Consider the following 16,272-nt stretch of genomic DNA (forward strand, 5'->3'; position numbering starts at 1 on the left):
CCCGCGCTTCCACCTTGCGAAGGAGTCCGGTTGATGGATATCGATTGGCAATTATTCGGTGACTCGCTCTGGCCCCTTGTGTTAGGTGGACTCAAGGGCACCATTCCGCTCTCGCTGGCGAGCTTCGCCATCGGATTGGTGATCGCTCTGCTGATGGCACTGATGCGGCTGAGCACCAACCCGCTAGTGTCCTTCATCGCCCGCGCCTACATTTCGGTGGTCCGCGGAACCCCTCTGTTGGTCCAGCTTTTCGTGATCTTCTACGGTTTGCCTTCCATCGGGGTGACGCTGAGCCCGTGGCCCAGCGCCATCATTGCGTTCTCGCTGAATGTGGGCGGCTACGCCGCCGAAGTAATCAGGGCGGCGATCCTCTCTGTTCCCAAGGGCCAATGGGAAGCCGGGTATACGATCGGAATGTCACGTACCACCGCACTGCGCCGGTTGATCCTGCCGCAAGCCGCACGCGTTTCGCTGCCGCCACTGTCCAACACGTTTATCTCTCTGGTCAAGGACACCTCGCTGGCCTCGCTGATCCTCTTCTCCGAACTATTTCGCAAGGCGCAAGAGATTGCCGCTTTCAGCCAGGAATTCATGTTGGTCTATATCGAGGCAGCACTGGTCTATTGGGTTTTCTGCCTGGTGCTCTCTGCCGGCCAGACCCGTTTGGAAAGAAGGTTCGACCGCTATGTCGCCCACTGATCCCGGCACCACCGCACCGACGCTGCTGAAGGTTGCGAACCTGCAGAAGCGCTTCGGCGACCACGAGGTACTCAAATCCATAAACCTTGAAGTCCGCAAGGGCCAGGTGCTCGCATTGATCGGCCCCTCGGGATCCGGCAAGACCACGGTGTTGCGCTGCCTCAATGGCCTGGAAATCCCCGACGGCGGCGAGGTTTCCTTCAGTGAGGGCCCGACGGTGGCGTTCGTCCCTGGAACCACCCAGAAGCAGGCCCAGGTCCTGCGAACCCGCAGCGCCATGGTGTTCCAGAACTACAATCTCTTTCCCCACATGACAGTCCTGGAGAATGTCATCGAGGGCCCCGTTCAGGTGCAGCGCCGCAAACGCAAGGAAGCCGTCTCCGCGGCCCAGTCGTTGCTGGGGCGAGTGGGCCTGGCAGAGAAACAGGACCAGTATCCACACGAGCTCTCCGGTGGACAGCAACAACGCGTGGGCATCGTGCGGGCCCTGGCGCTGAAGCCCTCGTTGTTGCTCTTCGACGAGCCGACCTCAGCGTTGGACCCTGAGTTGGTGGGCGATGTACTGAAGGTCATCAAGGAGCTGGCAGACGAAGGCTGGACCATGGTGTTGGTGACCCATGAACTCGCTTTTGCGCGCGAGGTTGCCGACGAGGTTGTCTTCATGGACCAGGGTGTCGTCGTTGAGCATGGACACCCGGACGTGGTGTTGCGTAACCCCCGCAATGAGCGGACCCAACAATTCGTCCATCGCCTGCTTAACCCGTTCTAGCTGCCGGGACAGCGAACAGGGATGCGCGCGGGATACCCGGAAGCACTTGCATCCCCTCATCCGCTCGTGCTTGGTCAGGCGCCCATGCGAAAACACAGATTCGTCCTCTGCCCGCCATCGGTGGCCTATGGACTCCGGACAGATCGGATCCCAGGCTCGCCGATTGAGGGTGGCGAACCCGGGGTTGGTCGGAACAGGGAGCCCCTCGAACCTGCCCGTGGGCTTGGCCTGCTTTGTCGCCTCCGTCGCGATGGATGCATCTCCGCCATGGGGACGCAAGGCTCACCGTCCGCTGGCCAGTGCTGGCAGTGGCGGGGAAGCCCGCACCGCTGTCCAAAGGCGGCTCGGTGACAGCCCGCTTGCCCGGACCTGGGCAATCCCAGGCGGACATCGATGCCGAGGCATGCCGGATCGAGGAGTCAATACTCGCCCTGCCTTCCTCAATCCCGCCCTCGTCCCCGAAAACCGGGGCAACGGACTGAACCATGCCCGATCCGCCGGTTGCCACAAACGAAGCCCTCAAACGCAAATCCGGCCCCCGTCCGACAAGGTCGAATCCCGATAAACCGTTGCTTGACATGTCCATGCAGGCGCCAACATGTTCGGTGCGGAAATGCTGCGGGGCATGTTCGGAACGATGCGCCGACGACGCCGCTAGGGAAGGTCGGCGCAGGCGAAGCAATTTTCCCGGTAACCTTGGATTCAATGAGCGAACGTTTATCACCCACAAGGGTCGCCGCCATCTGGGCGGCGGCCATTGTTGTGCTGGCAGTAATTGCATTTGTCGTCATCACCCTGACGAACCACCGGGTCTTCGGGCCTGCCCAAAAAGTCGAGCAGCTCCAATCGCACCTCATCAAGGGCGAGGGTGCGGCAGCCCTTGGACTTCTCAACGCCAAAGTGCCCAAGGGCAACGCCCTGCTCCTGGACGGAGAAGGCTTGAAGGCCGCCAGCGCGGATATCAAGGACTTCACGATCGGCAAGCCGGAAAAGGTCACTGGTTCCGAGGACTTCGTTACCCTCATGGCCTCGTATTCGATCCACGGGGTCGAGCAGCAGACCAGCTACAAGCTACAGCGAACCGGTCGCCACTGGGTGTTCTTTGATGACTGGTCGTTCGTCCCCGTCACCTTGCCCACCGTGGCCATCTCGGCGAACACCACCAATGAAGTGGTGGTGAATTCACAGCCGGCACCGCTCTCCAAGGGAAAGACGACAGTTCCGGTATTTGTCCCGGCGGTGATCGACACCGGTTTCACAACCCCGCATTTCAGTGCAGATTCCCGGGGACTGGCTGTCACCGGTTACTCCACGAAGCCCACCGCGGTGAAACTGCGAACGCAGCCGACGAAGAAACTGAAAAACGAAGTCAACAAACAGATCGCAGCCTACCTCGACGACTGCGCCAAGCAGCACGTCCTGATGCCCGCAGGTTGCCCGATGAGCTATTCCACGACAGCACGGGTGCGCTCGGATTCTATCCACTGGAGCATCGCCGACTACCCCTCGGCCGAGATCGTTGCCTTCGACGGGTCCTGGGCCTTGCGTCCCTTGACGGTCAAGGCCCACCTCGAGGTCACCGAACAAGACCTGCGCACCGGACGTTACACCGAGCAGACGGTGGATTCAGACTTCGGCTTCACTGCCGGGCTCAAGGTCAGCACCACCAAGGTCCGGGTCACCCCGGCCTCCGGCGAATAGACGCGCCGGAGGCCTTTTACACCGCGGGAACCTACCTGCTGGAAGCCGGAATCAAGATACGTGGCTTGTGCCTGGCAAAGAAACCGTTGCCCGGTTCCCGGGGCCCACGGTTCTTGCGCAACACCACGATCACCGCAATGAGCCCGGCGATCAGGGAAATCAGGGCGCCGCTGCCGACCGACCACCGAGCACCGAACTCGGTGCCCAGCCATCCCACCAACGGGGCGCCAAACGGAGTGCCTCCCTGGACGATCACAACGTAGAGCGCCATCACGCGGCCGCGGTAGGCCGGATCGACGGAAAGCTGGATCATGGTGTTCGCACTGTTCAAGAACGTCAACGAGGCCAATCCCACGGGCACCATCATCACCGCATACCAGAAGAATGTCGGCATGAAACTGGCGATCAAAGCCGTCGCGCCAAACCCGACCGCACCACCGAGCAGGTAGCGCATCCTTGGGACTCCGCGCCGGGCCGCCAGCAACGCACCGCCGAGGGTACCGACGGCCATGATGGTTCCGAGCAGGCCGAATTCCCCGGCGCCCACATGGAAGACGTCCGTGGACATCATGGCGTTGGTCAGCTGGAAGTTCAGCCCGAAGGTTGCAACGACGAAGGCCAGGGCAAAGATCAGCAAAAGGTCCGGACGTTTGCGCACGTAGGCAATACCCTCGCGGATCTGTCCCTTCTCGCGGGCCACCAACGTGGTCGGCTGGAACTGCTCTTCGCGCATCTTGGCCAGTGAGAAGAGCACCGCCCCGAAGCTGACTGCGTTGATCAGGAAAGCAGGTCCGGTGCCTAACCACGCGATCAGCAACCCGGCGACGCCGGGACCGGCCAGGCGTGCCAGGTTGAACGAGGCGCTGTTCAGCGCGACGGCGTTGGGCAGTTCAGTGGCCGGGACCAGTTCGGCGACGAACGCCTGGCGTGCAGGGGCATCGAATGCGCTTGCCACGCCCAGGCCCAAGGCCAGCAGGTACACGTGCCAGAGTTCGGCGGTGCCCGTGACCACCAGCACCCCAAGGATCGTGGCAAAGATTCCCATGGCCGATTGGGTGATCAAGAGCAACTTGCGCTTGTTCATGCGGTCCGCGAGCACACCGGCAAACGGGCCAAGGAACAGGATGGGAACGAATTGCAGGCCGGTGGTGATGCCGGTGGCCGTTCCGTCGTGGTTGGTCAGGATCGTGAGCACCAGCCAGTCCTGGGCAACACGCTGCATCCAGGTCCCGATGTTGGAGACCAAGGCTCCGGCCGTCCAGAGCCTGTAGTTCGGGACCTTTAGCGCACTAAACATCTTGCTCATTTGGCGCTCATTTCCTGCAGCAGCGCTGCTGCCCGAGCCAGGGTTGCGCGGTCCTTGGGATCGAGCGCTTCGAGGCCGACGGCCAGCCAAGCGGTCCGTTGGTTCCTGGCACCTTGGAAGGCATCCATCCCTTCGGGGGTCAGCGCGATCAACACCTGACGGGCATCGGACTCGCTGACGGTGCGCGTGATGAACCCAGCTTCCAGCAAGGATTTCACGATTCGGGTCATGGACGGGGCGGTGACCTGTTCGCGGGTGGCCAGTTCGCCCAAGGTTCGTTGCTCATGGCGCAAACCAGCTAGGACGGAGTACTGGGCGGGAGTCAGTGTCTCGGAGCTGGACTCCAGGCGCAGGCGACGCGAAGTCTTCATCACGGCCACGCGTAGTTCGGCGGCCAGGTCCCCGGTGTTCGTCGCATTGCAGACGCGGGTGGTGGCTATTCGTATGGGATTCGGGGCATTCTCGGTTACGTTCATTTGATCCGGGCGAAGCCCGGATTCTCCTTCATTGCGCCGGCCATCCGGCGACCTCGTTTTCGACCTCTTTAGTTTCTTAGCATTGCTAACGATACTCGTATCGTAAGATTCCCGCCATGATGCGCCTCACCCTGCCTCGTAAAACCGACCTCGGTCGCTGAACACGCAATGGCCGGTACGCTCCGCCTTCGTGCGGAACGTACCGGCCATTGGATACGGCGTCGCTAGTTGTCCAGGCCGCGCAGGTCCAGGACCAATTCACTCTCACCGGCAGGATCCAGCAGCACCGGAATACCCCAGTCCTGCTGGTAGAGGTGGCAGGCGGCGTGCATCGGGATCTCGCCTCCGGGCTCGCCGTCACAGGCCGCTGCCCGGGCGGTGATGTGCAGGACACCCTCGGGGATTTCCGGGTTCAGCTCCAGGGTCCGGGACAACCCTGTCGAGGTCCCCGCGCCGGAGAGCAGCAATTCCTCCGGGGAGGAAGATATCTTCAGTTGGGTCGGATCCCCCCAACGGTCATCGAGCTTCTGGCCCTTGGGTGCACTGAAGCGCACCGTCAGTGCGTGTTCCCCGGCCGTGACCTTGGTCTTGGGGCGCTGGGTTTGGGACGCGCCCTCGTCAACGACCAACGCCTCTGCCGGAAGCGGCAGTCGCACGAGGTGGTGGTTGTTGGTTTCCACCACCAACAGCACCGGCTCCCCATCCACCGAGGCATCGAGCTGGACGTCGGAGGGCTCGTTCAATCCACGCGCCAGGGTGGAAACGGTGGCGGTGGCCGGATCGTAGCGGCGGACCGCACCGTTGTAGGTGTCGGCAACGGCAATCGAACCGTCCGGCAGCGCCGCAACTCCCAGCGGGTGTTGCAGACGGGCCTGGTCGGCGTCTCCGTCACGGAAGCCGAAGTCAAAGAGCCCGGCACCGATCGCGGACTCCACCTGCTCCACGGCCCCGTCTTCGCCAAGCACCAGCCGGCGCAGCGCGGAGGTCTCCGAGTCGGCGACCCAGATGTTCTTCGTCGAATCCAGCGCCAGCCCGGAGGGCTGGGCGAACCAGCTCTCCGAGGCGACTCCGTCGGTCAGGCCCTCCAGACCGGTGCCGGCAAACACCGCAAGGGCTAAGGAAACCGGATCGTAGGAGAAGATCTGGTGGGTGCCGGCCATGGCGATGATGATCGCCTGGGACTTGGGGCTCCACAAGACGTCCCAGGGCGAGGACAGCGAGGTGTTCAGCGGCTCGTTGCCCAGTGCGCTGATCCAGGTTTCCTCATCGTTCTCGTCAACCGCAGCGCGTGCCTGCTCGGAATCGAGCAGTCGCTGGACGCCGTTGCCGGCCAGCGTGCCGACCACACCGGTGTCCAGGTTCAGCGAGCGCAAGCGGTGGTTCACGGTATCGGCGATGACCACGTGGTAGCCCAGGCTCTGTGCCAGCTCGGCGGGCACCAGGGCAAGGCCCTGTGGTTCGTTGAACGCCGCGGTGTCCGCTTCTCCATCGGCAAAGCCCTTGGTCCCGGAGCCAAAGGTGCGCACCACGGATGCCAGGTCGTTGCCCAGCTCCACGATGCGGTGGTGACCGGAATCGCCGACGAGGAAGTTGCCGTTTTCCAGCGCCACGGCCTTGCCCGGGAAGCGCAGGTCCCCTTCGCGTGCCGGCGGCGCCACATAGGGACCCGTGCCGCGGTGCAAGGTGCCCTTGGCATCATGCTCGGCGATGAGTTCCTCGATGAGCGATTCAAGTCCTGCGGCGTGGCCCTCTCCGGAGAGGTGTGCCACGATGTAACCCAACGGGTCGACAACCACCAGGGTGGGCCAAGCGCGAGCCGCATAGGCTTGCCAGGTGACAAGTTCGGGGTCATCGAGTACCGGGTGTGCGATTTCGTAGCGTTCCACTGCTGCGGCCAGTGCGGCGGGGTCTGCCTCGTATTCGAACTTCGGGGAGTGCACTCCAACGGTGACCAATACCTCGGAGTACTTGGCCTCGAGCGGGCGCAGCTCATCGATCACGTGCAGACAGTTGATGCAGCAGAACGTCCAAAAATCGAGGATCGTGATTTTGCCGCGGAAGTCCTCAAGGCTTAGCTGCTTCCCGCCGGTGTTGAGCCAGTTGCGGCCAACCAGTTCGGAGGCACGGACCTTGTATGAGGTGCGTACGGATTCGGTTCCGGTGTTTGGGGTTGCTGTCATGGGAGTACTCCTTGAGCTTGTCGGCTGACGCGGTGCTTGATTCGATTATCCCGCCTTTGTCTCCCGCAGCGGACATCGTGACCGGATGCGACGAACAGGACCTCTGGGCTGCCTGCCGGTTTCGCCCCCTGGGATGCCGTTGAGGTTCCGCTGTAGGCCAATCCTCGCCGCGGTCCGGGCACGAAGGCAGGGACCGCGCACACATCCCCCAAGAATGTGTGCGCGGTCCCTTCCTTGGTGTTGCCGCCTCAGCGCACGAGGATCGTGATCGTCTTGCTCTCCCTCTCGACAAAGACGGTGTCCCCCGCCGTGGTATCCGGTGCCTGCGCCGGCATGGCCACTGGTGCGGATTCGTATCCCGAGTCCGAGCCTTCGACCGTCTGCACCGTCTCGTTGATTCCCTGTGCCTCTTCCATCGTCTCGCCGACCGGCTCCATGGCTCCGAGCGGATGCAGCGGTGCCCCCGGACGCCAGTAGGTGTATCCCCAGCTGGCGGACCATTTGGTGGACCAGCGGGACCTGTTCCCGTTGGCCCGCAGCAAGACGTTGGTAAACCGGACATCGTTCCCGCTGCGTGCGGTCATCACCGGGCCGGGGTTCCCGGCGAAGGTGAACTCCTCGAGCACCGCGCCGTTGGGTGCGTGTGAGCGGAACGTCAGCGAATTCAGCCGCACCGTGTTGATCCCCGGGTTGTAGATCCGGATATTGGCGCGGATGTAGGTGTCCCGCCCGGAACCCAGGAAGACCGGGGCGACCTGGATCGAGGAGAAGATCCTCGAGGCGGCCTCGAGGGCGGCACGGGCATCGATCCGCCCGAACCCGAAGTGCTCATCGCGGCCAGCGGAGCCAAGTTCCCGCGCGGTGAGCTTGATGATGTCTTCAACCTCCCAGGAACGCAGCGCGGGATCAACTGCCAGGATCAGTGCCATCAGGCCCGCTACGTGCGGGGTCGCCGAGGAGGTTCCATTGAAGTTGTTCACGTAGTTGCCACTGCTATAGCCGCCGGAGCCCATGATGTCGGTGGTCGGGATCTTGACCCCCGGGGCCACGACGTCGACCTGCGGGCCGTAGTTCGATCCCCACCAGTTTTCACCGTCGAGACTTGTCTTGCTCTTGCGCTGGTCCCACTGGTTGGACGCCCCCACGGCGAGAAACCCCGGAATCGAGGACGAAAGCCGGGCGGGGTAGCCGACGCCGCGCCAGTCGTCGTTGCCCGTGGCTGCGGCGATCGGGGTTCCGAGTCCGCCGCGCCCGTGGCTTTGGGCGTAGCGGAAAGCGGTGGACACCACGGTACTGGCCCCGGTGCCCCAGGAATTGGACAGGACATCGGCGCCGAGGTCCACCGCCTTGCGCACTCCGGCTGCAATGACGGCATCGGTGGTTGACCAGTAGCCCCCACCGATACCGTAGGCGATGCGGATGTGCCGGATCTTGCTCAACGGTGCGACCCCGGCAACACCCCGGCCGTTGTTTGCGGTCGCCGCAACGATCCCGGCGCAGGCCACCCCGTGGCCGTCGGCCGGCTTAGGGGTCGGGTTCGAGTCGTTGAATCGGGCGTCGAAGCCCGGCGCAAGGACGTAGTCCTCATGCGCGTTGCCTCCCTCGTCAATGACTGCCACCGAGATCGCCGAGCTGCCGCGGGAGATGTCCCATGCCTCGGGGCAGCGGATCCTTGCGATTCCCCATTGCGCCACGAGCAGCGGGTCGTTGGGGGTGTACGTGGGACCTACGGCCTCGGAGGAATCGGGTGCGACCAGTTCCTCAAGCTCGTCGAGCTCCTCAGCGGGGGCGGAGAGCCGCGGTTCCAGCCGCACGAAGTTCGGGACCGCGTACTCGACGCCGGCCGCCTCGTGCAGTTCGTTGGCGATGGCCACCGCTGGGTCCTTCCCGCCCGCTGTGCGCACCACGCTCGCGCCCGGTTCCGGGTAGTCCTCCTGGAGAACCTCCAGGCGGTGCTTCTTGAGCAAACGCGCGGCGACATCGGTTCCGGGTTTGAACTTGATGATGATTTCGCCCTGGTCGATCAGTGCCGTCGGCGCATTCGCGCCGTCCTGGGCCGGTTCATAGATATCCGGACCGGCGGCTTCCCCTGCCACAGCGCGCATCCCGGCAGCCGACGCAGAGGCGGCCGCGGCGTCCTCGACGCGGAAGACCACGAGATCCTTGTCTTCGATCCTGAGCACCTGCAAAGGTCGCTGCGGGTCCGCGGATGCCGCGGCGGAGCGGGAAACCATGGATTCGGCTTCCTCGGGAGTCGCTCTCACGGCAATGAAATGCCTCGATGCTGCAAGCGGGACCCGCTCGCCGTCGGCGTAGTAGTAGGCCGGGGCCTGGATGTTCTCGGACATGGGACTGCTCCTCTAAGGATATTTCGTGCAACGCCCCTTTGCGTCACACACCCTAGGAGCATCCGGTGCCGCCGGTGATACATGGCGGGCCGAAACCATCGGATCAGTCCTTCGTCCCTGCCCGCCAGCTGGAACCGAACCAGGCGAAGCTTCGCTCCAGCAGCCCGTCGGATGCCGCGGCAAGGGCTTCGGCGCCGTCTTGGCCCTCGGCGAGCCTACTGTGCAGCCGGCCCATGGTCCTTGCAGCCAAGGCATCGGGAACGTCCGTCAGCGGTGCCACGACGGCGCGCACCCCCATCGCAAGCAGGCTTGAGGTCAGGCCCAGCGCCTCATCCCCGGGACGCAACCGGCCTCGGCCGGCACCACATGCGGAGAGCACCACCAGCGAGGCGCGGATCCCCACATGTTCCAGCTCGTGGGCGAATAGCTTTCCGCCGTGCAGCCACAGCGAGGAGAACAACGGGCTGTCCTCCCGGTGCTGCCCGTGGGCCGCGATGTGTACGACATCACAGGAAGCCAGTGCCGCCTTGACGGCAACGGGTTCAGCTTCGATCGTGTGGGCATCGACCCAGCTGCCGGCCACCGCGGCGCACTCCGCCGCGGCCTGGGCGAGTCCGGGACCGGCGACCACTGCCACCCGCGGCGCCCCAGCCAGACGGACGGCTCCGGTGGTGAAGGTGCCTACTGAACGGCTGAGGGTCACGGCGCGTTCCTGCAACCTCGGCAGCATGCCCCAAGGCAGCCGGGCCAGTTCGCCGCTCGGGACGATGACCAGTGCTCCTGCACCGAGCTCGCGGGGCAGGAGCAACCCATCGAGAGATTCCAGCGATGCATGAAGGGAGGAGAGCACCGCCGCCACGAGGGCACCGGGAGGTGCATGGCCGGCCGCGGAGGCATCGGCGATGGTTTGCTCCACCGCTAAGGAGATCTCCGCACGTTTCCCGAGCCGCAGCAATCTTGCCGGTGAGCCCGGTTCCACGTGCACCAAGTGCAGCGTGTCCTTGGACCAGAAGTAGCTCAGCACGCTTGCCGTTCCAAGTGACGCGCGGGTCAGCCGCCCTGGCTTACCCACCTCCTGGCGTGCCCGGTGCCCCCAGTGGAGTTCGCGCAGCGCCCTTTCGACACCGCCGAGGATCGTGCGCAGCTCCACGGCGCGGACGGGGTCCGCGGTGCGCAGCTCCTCGTGGTGGCGTCGAAGGTCGGAGAACAACGCGGCGACCGACGCGTCGGTCGCCGGGACGACCGAGGGCACCGCGCCCAGCGCCGCCCTCCAGCGTTCGGTCGCCAGCAAGGCTTCCCAGCCACCACCTTGCGCTGCTCGTTCCAGGTCGACCCGCACGACGGGGGCCAGATGGATGGCGACGGCGGTACGCAGATCCAGGCTGGCCATGCCTGCCCTCACTGCGGCAGTGTCAGCGGCCGCCGCACGAAGCAGCCGGCCTCGGCTTGACGGGTCGGTAGCCGTTGAAAGCTGGGCCAAGATGGCCAATACCCTGGTGGCCAGGTACGGAGAGGATCGCATCCGCCGCAGGCAGCTGGCAACCTGCGGGTCCGGGACTGCATTTGGACTGCGGGCAGCGGCGATGAGTTCCAGGGCGGAGGCCCGGTCAGCAAGCCATGGCCGCTCAGCTGCACGGGCGTCGGCGGCGAGGTCCGCGGCTTGGGCGGCGAGCCCTGCTGCGGGATCGCCGGGGCCCAGGAGCAGTGCCTCGAGCCTGACGGTACGGGCTTCTTGGGCTCGGGTGTCTTCCCCGCGCACCGCGGCATCGTGAATGACCTCCTCGGCGAGGCGGACAGCGTCTTGGATACGCCCGGCCAGTGCGGCGCATCGGGCTTGGTCAAGCCGGGCCTCGGCCCATTCCTCGGCCAGGCCGGCCAGGCGCAGGCCGTGAGCTGCCATCTCGAAGAGCTCGGCGGCCTCCTCGATGAGGCCTGCCTCCAACAGCACGCGGGCCCTGTCATGCCGGGCGACCGAGCGGTCCACATCAATCTCCAGCGCGTCCGCCTCCGCCATGGCACCCAAGGCGCCGGGCAGATCTCCGCGCAGGTATTGGACAAAGCCGAGGTTGTGCAGCGCCATGAACCTGTACGCGGGGGTCTCGCGCCCCAGCTCGGCCGCTGAGCCCAGGTCCTCGGCGGCTTCCGCCAGCGCACCGGTCCGCGACCCGATCGTTCCCTTGTTCAGCAGCAACCGGACCCGGTCTTCGCGCGTCAGCGCCGAGGAGAATCGGGCGGCGGACCGCAGCTGCCCCAGCGCGTCCTCGAAGTTTCCCGCACGAGCCTCAAGCACTCCGGCCTGGAGATGGGCGAGCGCCCGGATATCTTCGCGTCCCGCCGCGACCGCTTTGGAGAGCACCGTCTCGATCTCTTCATGCGCCGCCGAAAGCCCTCGATCATCAAAGGTCAGCCAGGACCCGGTGAGGCTGATACGCAGGCCAAGTTCGAACCCGTCCGCCTCCGGCGCCCGTCCCAGCTGCCACCGGGCTTCGTCGAGCCGTTGGCGTGCCTCGGTGAGCCGGTAAGCCGCGATGGCCATCCGTGCCTGGCGGTATGCATTGGCTGCGGCGTCGAGGTGGTCAGCTGATGGCATCTCAGAACTCGATCACCGGCGTCAGGACAGCTTTGGCCTGCGGGTCGGCAGGTTGGAGCAGGAACCGTATCCGGCCATGCGGGATCGCTCGCCAGAGCAGGCGGCCGTGCGCATCCGAGGTGGCCCAATGCGCGATGCTGCCCGCGTAGAGGGCGACTTGGAGTCCGCCGCCGGTGACCCATCCGTCCACGCGCAGCCCGCCGTCCTCGTCCGGGGCAGTGCGGACCATCAGTTGCAGAGCCGAGCTGGTGAAGGTGATCGAATCGGTGGGACTGGCGTCGGTGGAACGCAGTGCCGGCATCTGAGCTTCCAACAGGGTCGCCAGCTCCGCGTCGAGTGCGGCGTGGGACAGCGCGAAAAGAACTTCCCCGTCCAATGAGGATGGCGGCGGATCGATGGCATCGTAGATTTCGGCGATACCCTCCAGCAGATCGGCGTCGAGCTCGTCCGGAGGCTGCTCGTGCGAGTTGTTCATGGTGTGCTCCAAGTGGGGTCGGCGGCGAGTGAGATCCGCAGCGCAGCCAGGCAACGGCCTCGGGTGGGGCCGATTGAACCAACCGGGATGCCCAGCGCTGCCGATAGCGAAGCGTAGTCCGGCGGCCCCCCGCGGCTGATGACGCGCAAGATCGCCTGGCATCGCGGGGTCAGGCTTGAAACGTGGCTCCAGAGCGCGCGCTGGGATTCGTTGCGAAGCAGGGCATCGGCCGGACCGGGGCGCGGATCCTGCGGCATGTTTTCAAGTGCCGGTGGTTCCCAGGGCGTGCTGCGCCCACGCTCGCGAGCCACGCGCCATGCCTCACGGCGCACCGTGGTGCCCAACCAGGCGAGCACCGTCTGCGGGTCCCGGATCCCGTCGGCCGCATCGACCAGGCGCAGCCACGCTGTCTGGACAACGTCTTCGGCATCGGTGCGCTCGAGCCTGCAGGCCCGGGCCAGATGCCACAGGGTGGGGTTCAACAGCCTCACCAGTGGTTCGATCTTCCCGCGCCGGCCCTCACGGAACTCCTGGAACAATGCCGCGGCCTCGTCGACAAGACCAGTGCCCTGTGTCATGGCCGTTCCCATCCCAGCGTGTTCTCCAGCGCCTTCCAGCCGGTCTCAAGGCGTTCGGCAAGCCCCGCGGCGGTGGATCCGGCCACCGAACGTGCCAGCTCCGCGGCAAGGACCGGCCCGGCAAAGGAGGTGCCGCTCCAGATGCCGAAGCCCCCGGAGTAGTCATCGGGGTCCAGCGTGGCGCGTGCCATCCCGGAGTCCTGCAGGGCAGCGATCATCTGTCGATCCCCGCGCAGGTGCGTGGGCATCGTGGAGACTAGTGCGGCACCGGGGCGGTGGCAACTCACCCACGGTCCGGCATTGGAGAAGTACGCGACGGTTCCGTCCGGGTTCAGCGCACCCACCCCGGCCAGGGGCAGCAACGCGGGATCGGCCGGTCCATCGGCAAACCCTGCCGGGTACATTGGAGCGGTGGTGGAGTGGTTGCCTGCCGAGGCGACGACCATGACCCCGAGTCGCCCGAAACCTTCGAGCATCAGGCGCAGCGGGGCATCGGCAAGGTGGTCGCCCGGTGCCTCGTGGTAGTAGCCAAGGGACAGGCTGAGCACGTCGATCAGGTTGGTGGCATCCCCGGTGGCAACCGCTTCGTGTTGGAGGGTGAGCAGTGACTGGAGCGTCGCGATCAGGCACGATTCGGAGACCACACCGTCATCGGCCATCACCGGAATGCCCAGGATGCGGGCCTCGGGGCAGCGTTGGCGGATGATTCCGGCGATGAAGGTTCCGTGTCCGGCGAAGGGCAGCAGCGTGCCGTCCAGCGGGTTGCGCACCGGCTCCGGGGTTGCCGAACCACCCACCGTCCCATAACGGCCGAGCAGTTGTCCCTCGAGGTAGACCTCGGATGTTGCGGTGGCGGGGTCCTGGAACCATGGGTGCTCTTGAAGCCCGGTGTCCGGAACCACGACGACCGGCGTGCGCCCGGCGTCCCTGATGCCCGCGGCGGGGTCAGGCAGCACCACGGATACCGGCGAGCGCCCTCCCATGCCGGGTGAACCGTAGCTGGTTGCCGGGACTCCCCCGACGCCCGCATAGTAGGGAACTCCCGCGTAGTACGGGGTGGCAACCATCGCGTGGTCCAAAGCGACCCCGGCGTCGGCTCCGGTCTTGGCCAGCCGACCGAGCAACCGCCACGCGTCGACTTCTTCCACGTCGCCGTGCAGGACGAGCCTGCTGGCCGGCGGCGGGAGTTTGACCTTGGACCTTTCCCACTCAAGTACGATGCCCAGCGGTTGGGCCTCAACTTTCATTCCCAGCTCCCCAGCCACCTTGTTGATTGATTCGAGGCGGCCGGGGATCTCGCCCGGCCAAGCAGAGAGCAGGAGGGAATCAGCCACGTAGGAGGTCGCCCCGCCGCCCGGCGGAACCACGGCCCTCAGGTTCCAGGCCGCTGCGACCTGCAGGTCGATCTACGGGAACGGATTGCTGGCGACGTTCCTTTGCTCCATCATGGCGGTCCTCTCAGAAGTTGTACCTGAGTCTTAGGAGGGGCGTGGCTCGACGGTGATACATCCGCGGTCAAAAAGAGCGCCCGGCCCCGTTCCACTTGGCTAGGAGCCTACCCGTGATCCGTGCCCTTGGCTCCAGTGAAGGCCGATCCCTTGGGCGAGGGCGCATCATAGGAGCCTGCGGTCACTGAACCAGGCACCGCTTCGGCACCACTTCACGGGCGCTGGCGAGCAACCGTTTCGGGACCGGGCACCAGCGCTTGCGGCGGTTGAAATGTCCCATGCAGGTTGGTCCGAATTTGTCCGCTGCCTAGTCCAAGCAGAGAAATGGTGCGAACGGCTGGACGGGACTGCCCTTCAGTTGTGCGCGGAACTCGTCGCTGAGCTCCCCGAGGAGTTCGCCGTGGACCGAGGCTGTGGCCATGATGGCGGCCGAGAGCTCATCGCCGATGTGCGTGGAGTGATCCATCAAGGCCTGGGCATCGACGTACTCCTCGACGACGATGGCCTCGGATTGCTCCGCGTTGATAAAGATGTCGTATCGCAGGGTGCCGGTATCATGTTTCTGCACGATCTGCCTGCACTTGCCTGACAAGCGCTTGAACTCCTCAATCTTGCCCTCATGAAATTTGAAGTGCGCAATGCCGAGAAGTCCACTCATAGATTTCATCCCTCCATCGATGTTGGCCGGCGTCCGAGGACCCCGGATAGTTCCGCTGGTGGTATCAACATACCGGAACCACCCACAGCACGGCAGCTACCTGCCCGGCGATAAGCCGTCGGCCAAACCACAGGAAACCCGGCATCGCAGCCGGCGCCCGGACACGCGGGCTCCCCGCATGCCCACGTCATCGGGTGGAAGCACGTAGTCCGCTCCGGAAGGATCTTCGGGGATGGCGAATCGTCGTTCCGTGCCTCTGGGCATTCTTCTCACGCCCCAAGGATGCCGATGCGAAGGACATTGTGCCATCCTTTGCACTGGCACTGCGGCAGTCTTTCGAGAGCGGGAGGCACGAGCTACGCTTGCCCCTTGTTGGAACACATCCTCGGTATACGGATGGAGGAGCACCTTCCTGCGGGTGCGCTCGGGCCCTTCCCCGTGGCGTTGGACATCCGTGCTTACCTCGTTGCCTACGGCGCGGGGCTCGTCCTGGTCGATACCGGCATGGACCCAAGCGGAAGTTCGATTGACGCGGCGCTCAAGGGCGGCGGTGCCGATTGGTCCGACGTACGCCAGATTGTCCTCACCCACGGACACCTAGACCATATCGGGGGACTTCACCACGCCCGGTCATCGGCTCCGAGCGCTGTTGTGCGCGCGAGTCCCCTTGAAATGATCGACGGCGCGCAGCCGCTCACCGATGGCGCGATCATCGGAAGCCTCAGGGCGTTTGCCACTCCGGGGCACACCCCCGGACACATGAGCCTGTACGACGAGGATCGTTCGATACTGCTCGTCGGGGATTACCTCGGCGTCATTGACGGAAAACTGGTCAGGGCTCCGGCACGGTTCACCTCGGACCGTGCGCAAACCGAGAGATCGCTTCGTCTGCTACTTGAACTGCGTGGCGCGAGGATGCTCTTCGCGCACGGTCCTGAGATCGACCGGCCTTGGGATGCACTCGACGAGCTGCTCATGCGGGGCTGAGCGGAACCGACCGGTTTGCGAACCGGCGGATTCCCTGCCGATGTTCAATTGCCGCAG

13 protein-coding genes are annotated in these 16,272 nt (G+C 64.9%); 4 read left to right on the forward strand and 9 right to left on the reverse strand.

The window, feature by feature from the left end:
* The first annotated feature begins 33 nt into the window (after positions 1-33).
* From ABEA12_RS13845 to ABEA12_RS13855, 3 genes are all read left to right on the forward strand, one after another.
* Positions 34-699, forward strand: a complete 666-nt coding sequence (locus tag ABEA12_RS13845) for an amino acid ABC transporter permease (protein WP_210099867.1) — start codon at positions 34-36, stop codon at positions 697-699.
* Positions 686-1,468 (forward strand): amino acid ABC transporter ATP-binding protein, encoded by a 783-nt coding sequence (locus ABEA12_RS13850; protein WP_345468657.1) that lies wholly within the window; start codon positions 686-688, stop codon positions 1,466-1,468. The genes ABEA12_RS13845 and ABEA12_RS13850 overlap by 14 nt, the downstream gene beginning before the upstream one ends.
* Before the next feature lie 705 nt (positions 1,469-2,173).
* The gene (locus ABEA12_RS13855) at positions 2,174-3,169 is read left to right on the forward strand and encodes a hypothetical protein (RefSeq protein WP_210099866.1); all 996 of its coding nucleotides are present in this window, start codon (positions 2,174-2,176) and stop codon (positions 3,167-3,169) included.
* Between the two features lie 31 nt (positions 3,170-3,200).
* Here ABEA12_RS13855 and ABEA12_RS13860 read toward each other — a convergent pair whose 3' ends face one another.
* From ABEA12_RS13860 to ABEA12_RS13900, 9 genes are all read right to left on the reverse strand, one after another.
* A complete protein-coding gene (locus ABEA12_RS13860) occupies positions 3,201-4,475 on the reverse strand; it encodes an MFS transporter (protein ID WP_425571785.1) in 1,275 nt (424 codons plus the stop codon).
* Complete coding sequence (locus tag ABEA12_RS13865; RefSeq protein ID WP_210099865.1) at positions 4,472-4,951, reverse strand: MarR family winged helix-turn-helix transcriptional regulator; 480 nt, start codon at positions 4,949-4,951, stop codon at positions 4,472-4,474. Before ABEA12_RS13865 ends, ABEA12_RS13860 begins: the two co-directional genes overlap by 4 nt.
* 224 nt (positions 4,952-5,175) lie before the next feature.
* The gene (locus tag ABEA12_RS13870; protein WP_210099864.1) at positions 5,176-7,131 is read right to left on the reverse strand and encodes an NHL domain-containing thioredoxin family protein; all 1,956 of its coding nucleotides are present in this window, start codon (positions 7,129-7,131) and stop codon (positions 5,176-5,178) included.
* 248 nt (positions 7,132-7,379) lie between these two features.
* A complete protein-coding gene (locus ABEA12_RS13875) occupies positions 7,380-9,479 on the reverse strand; it encodes a S8 family serine peptidase (RefSeq protein WP_210099863.1) in 2,100 nt (699 codons plus the stop codon).
* Positions 9,480-9,582: 103 nt separating this feature from the next.
* Positions 9,583-12,069 (reverse strand): CHAT domain-containing protein, encoded by a 2,487-nt coding sequence (locus ABEA12_RS13880; RefSeq protein WP_210099862.1) that lies wholly within the window; start codon positions 12,067-12,069, stop codon positions 9,583-9,585.
* Between the two features lies 1 nt (position 12,070).
* Positions 12,071-12,544 (reverse strand): hypothetical protein, encoded by a 474-nt coding sequence (locus tag ABEA12_RS13885; RefSeq protein WP_210099861.1) that lies wholly within the window; start codon positions 12,542-12,544, stop codon positions 12,071-12,073.
* Positions 12,541-13,122 (reverse strand): RNA polymerase sigma factor, encoded by a 582-nt coding sequence (locus ABEA12_RS13890; RefSeq protein ID WP_210099860.1) that lies wholly within the window; start codon positions 13,120-13,122, stop codon positions 12,541-12,543. The genes ABEA12_RS13885 and ABEA12_RS13890 overlap by 4 nt, the downstream gene beginning before the upstream one ends.
* Complete coding sequence (locus ABEA12_RS13895) at positions 13,119-14,456, reverse strand: S8 family peptidase (protein WP_210099859.1); 1,338 nt, start codon at positions 14,454-14,456, stop codon at positions 13,119-13,121. Before ABEA12_RS13895 ends, ABEA12_RS13890 begins: the two co-directional genes overlap by 4 nt.
* Positions 14,457-14,877: 421 nt before the next feature.
* Positions 14,878-15,237: a putative quinol monooxygenase gene (locus tag ABEA12_RS13900; protein WP_345468661.1), complete on the reverse strand. Its 360-nt coding sequence runs from the start codon at positions 15,235-15,237 to the stop codon at positions 14,878-14,880.
* Positions 15,238-15,597: 360 nt separating this feature from the next.
* Here ABEA12_RS13900 and ABEA12_RS13905 point away from each other — a divergent pair, with 360 nt between their 5' ends.
* A complete protein-coding gene (locus ABEA12_RS13905; protein WP_210099858.1) occupies positions 15,598-16,215 on the forward strand; it encodes an MBL fold metallo-hydrolase in 618 nt (205 codons plus the stop codon).
* The last annotated feature ends 57 nt before the right edge of the window (positions 16,216-16,272 follow it).

The organism is Paeniglutamicibacter antarcticus, assembly GCF_039544305.1.
GTDB lineage: Bacteria > Actinomycetota > Actinomycetes > Actinomycetales > Micrococcaceae > Paeniglutamicibacter > Paeniglutamicibacter antarcticus_C.

Coding starts and splice junctions, on each gene's coding strand:
- ABEA12_RS13890 (WP_210099860.1), bottom strand. CDS start 13,122: ATGACACAGGGCACTGGTCTTGTCGACGAGGCCGCGGCATTGTTCCAG.
- ABEA12_RS13865 (WP_210099865.1), bottom strand. CDS start 4,951: ATGAACGTAACCGAGAATGCCCCGAATCCCATACGAATAGCCACCACC.
- ABEA12_RS13885 (WP_210099861.1), bottom strand. CDS start 12,544: ATGAACAACTCGCACGAGCAGCCTCCGGACGAGCTCGACGCCGATCTG.
- ABEA12_RS13845 (WP_210099867.1), top strand. CDS start 34: ATGGATATCGATTGGCAATTATTCGGTGACTCGCTCTGGCCCCTTGTG.
- ABEA12_RS13870 (WP_210099864.1), bottom strand. CDS start 7,131: ATGACAGCAACCCCAAACACCGGAACCGAATCCGTACGCACCTCATAC.
- ABEA12_RS13880 (WP_210099862.1), bottom strand. CDS start 12,069: ATGCCATCAGCTGACCACCTCGACGCCGCAGCCAATGCATACCGCCAG.
- ABEA12_RS13900 (WP_345468661.1), bottom strand. CDS start 15,237: ATGAAATCTATGAGTGGACTTCTCGGCATTGCGCACTTCAAATTTCAT.
- ABEA12_RS13855 (WP_210099866.1), top strand. CDS start 2,174: ATGAGCGAACGTTTATCACCCACAAGGGTCGCCGCCATCTGGGCGGCG.
- ABEA12_RS13875 (WP_210099863.1), bottom strand. CDS start 9,479: ATGTCCGAGAACATCCAGGCCCCGGCCTACTACTACGCCGACGGCGAG.
- ABEA12_RS13850 (WP_345468657.1), top strand. CDS start 686: ATGTCGCCCACTGATCCCGGCACCACCGCACCGACGCTGCTGAAGGTT.
- ABEA12_RS13860 (WP_425571785.1), bottom strand. CDS start 4,475: ATGAGCAAGATGTTTAGTGCGCTAAAGGTCCCGAACTACAGGCTCTGG.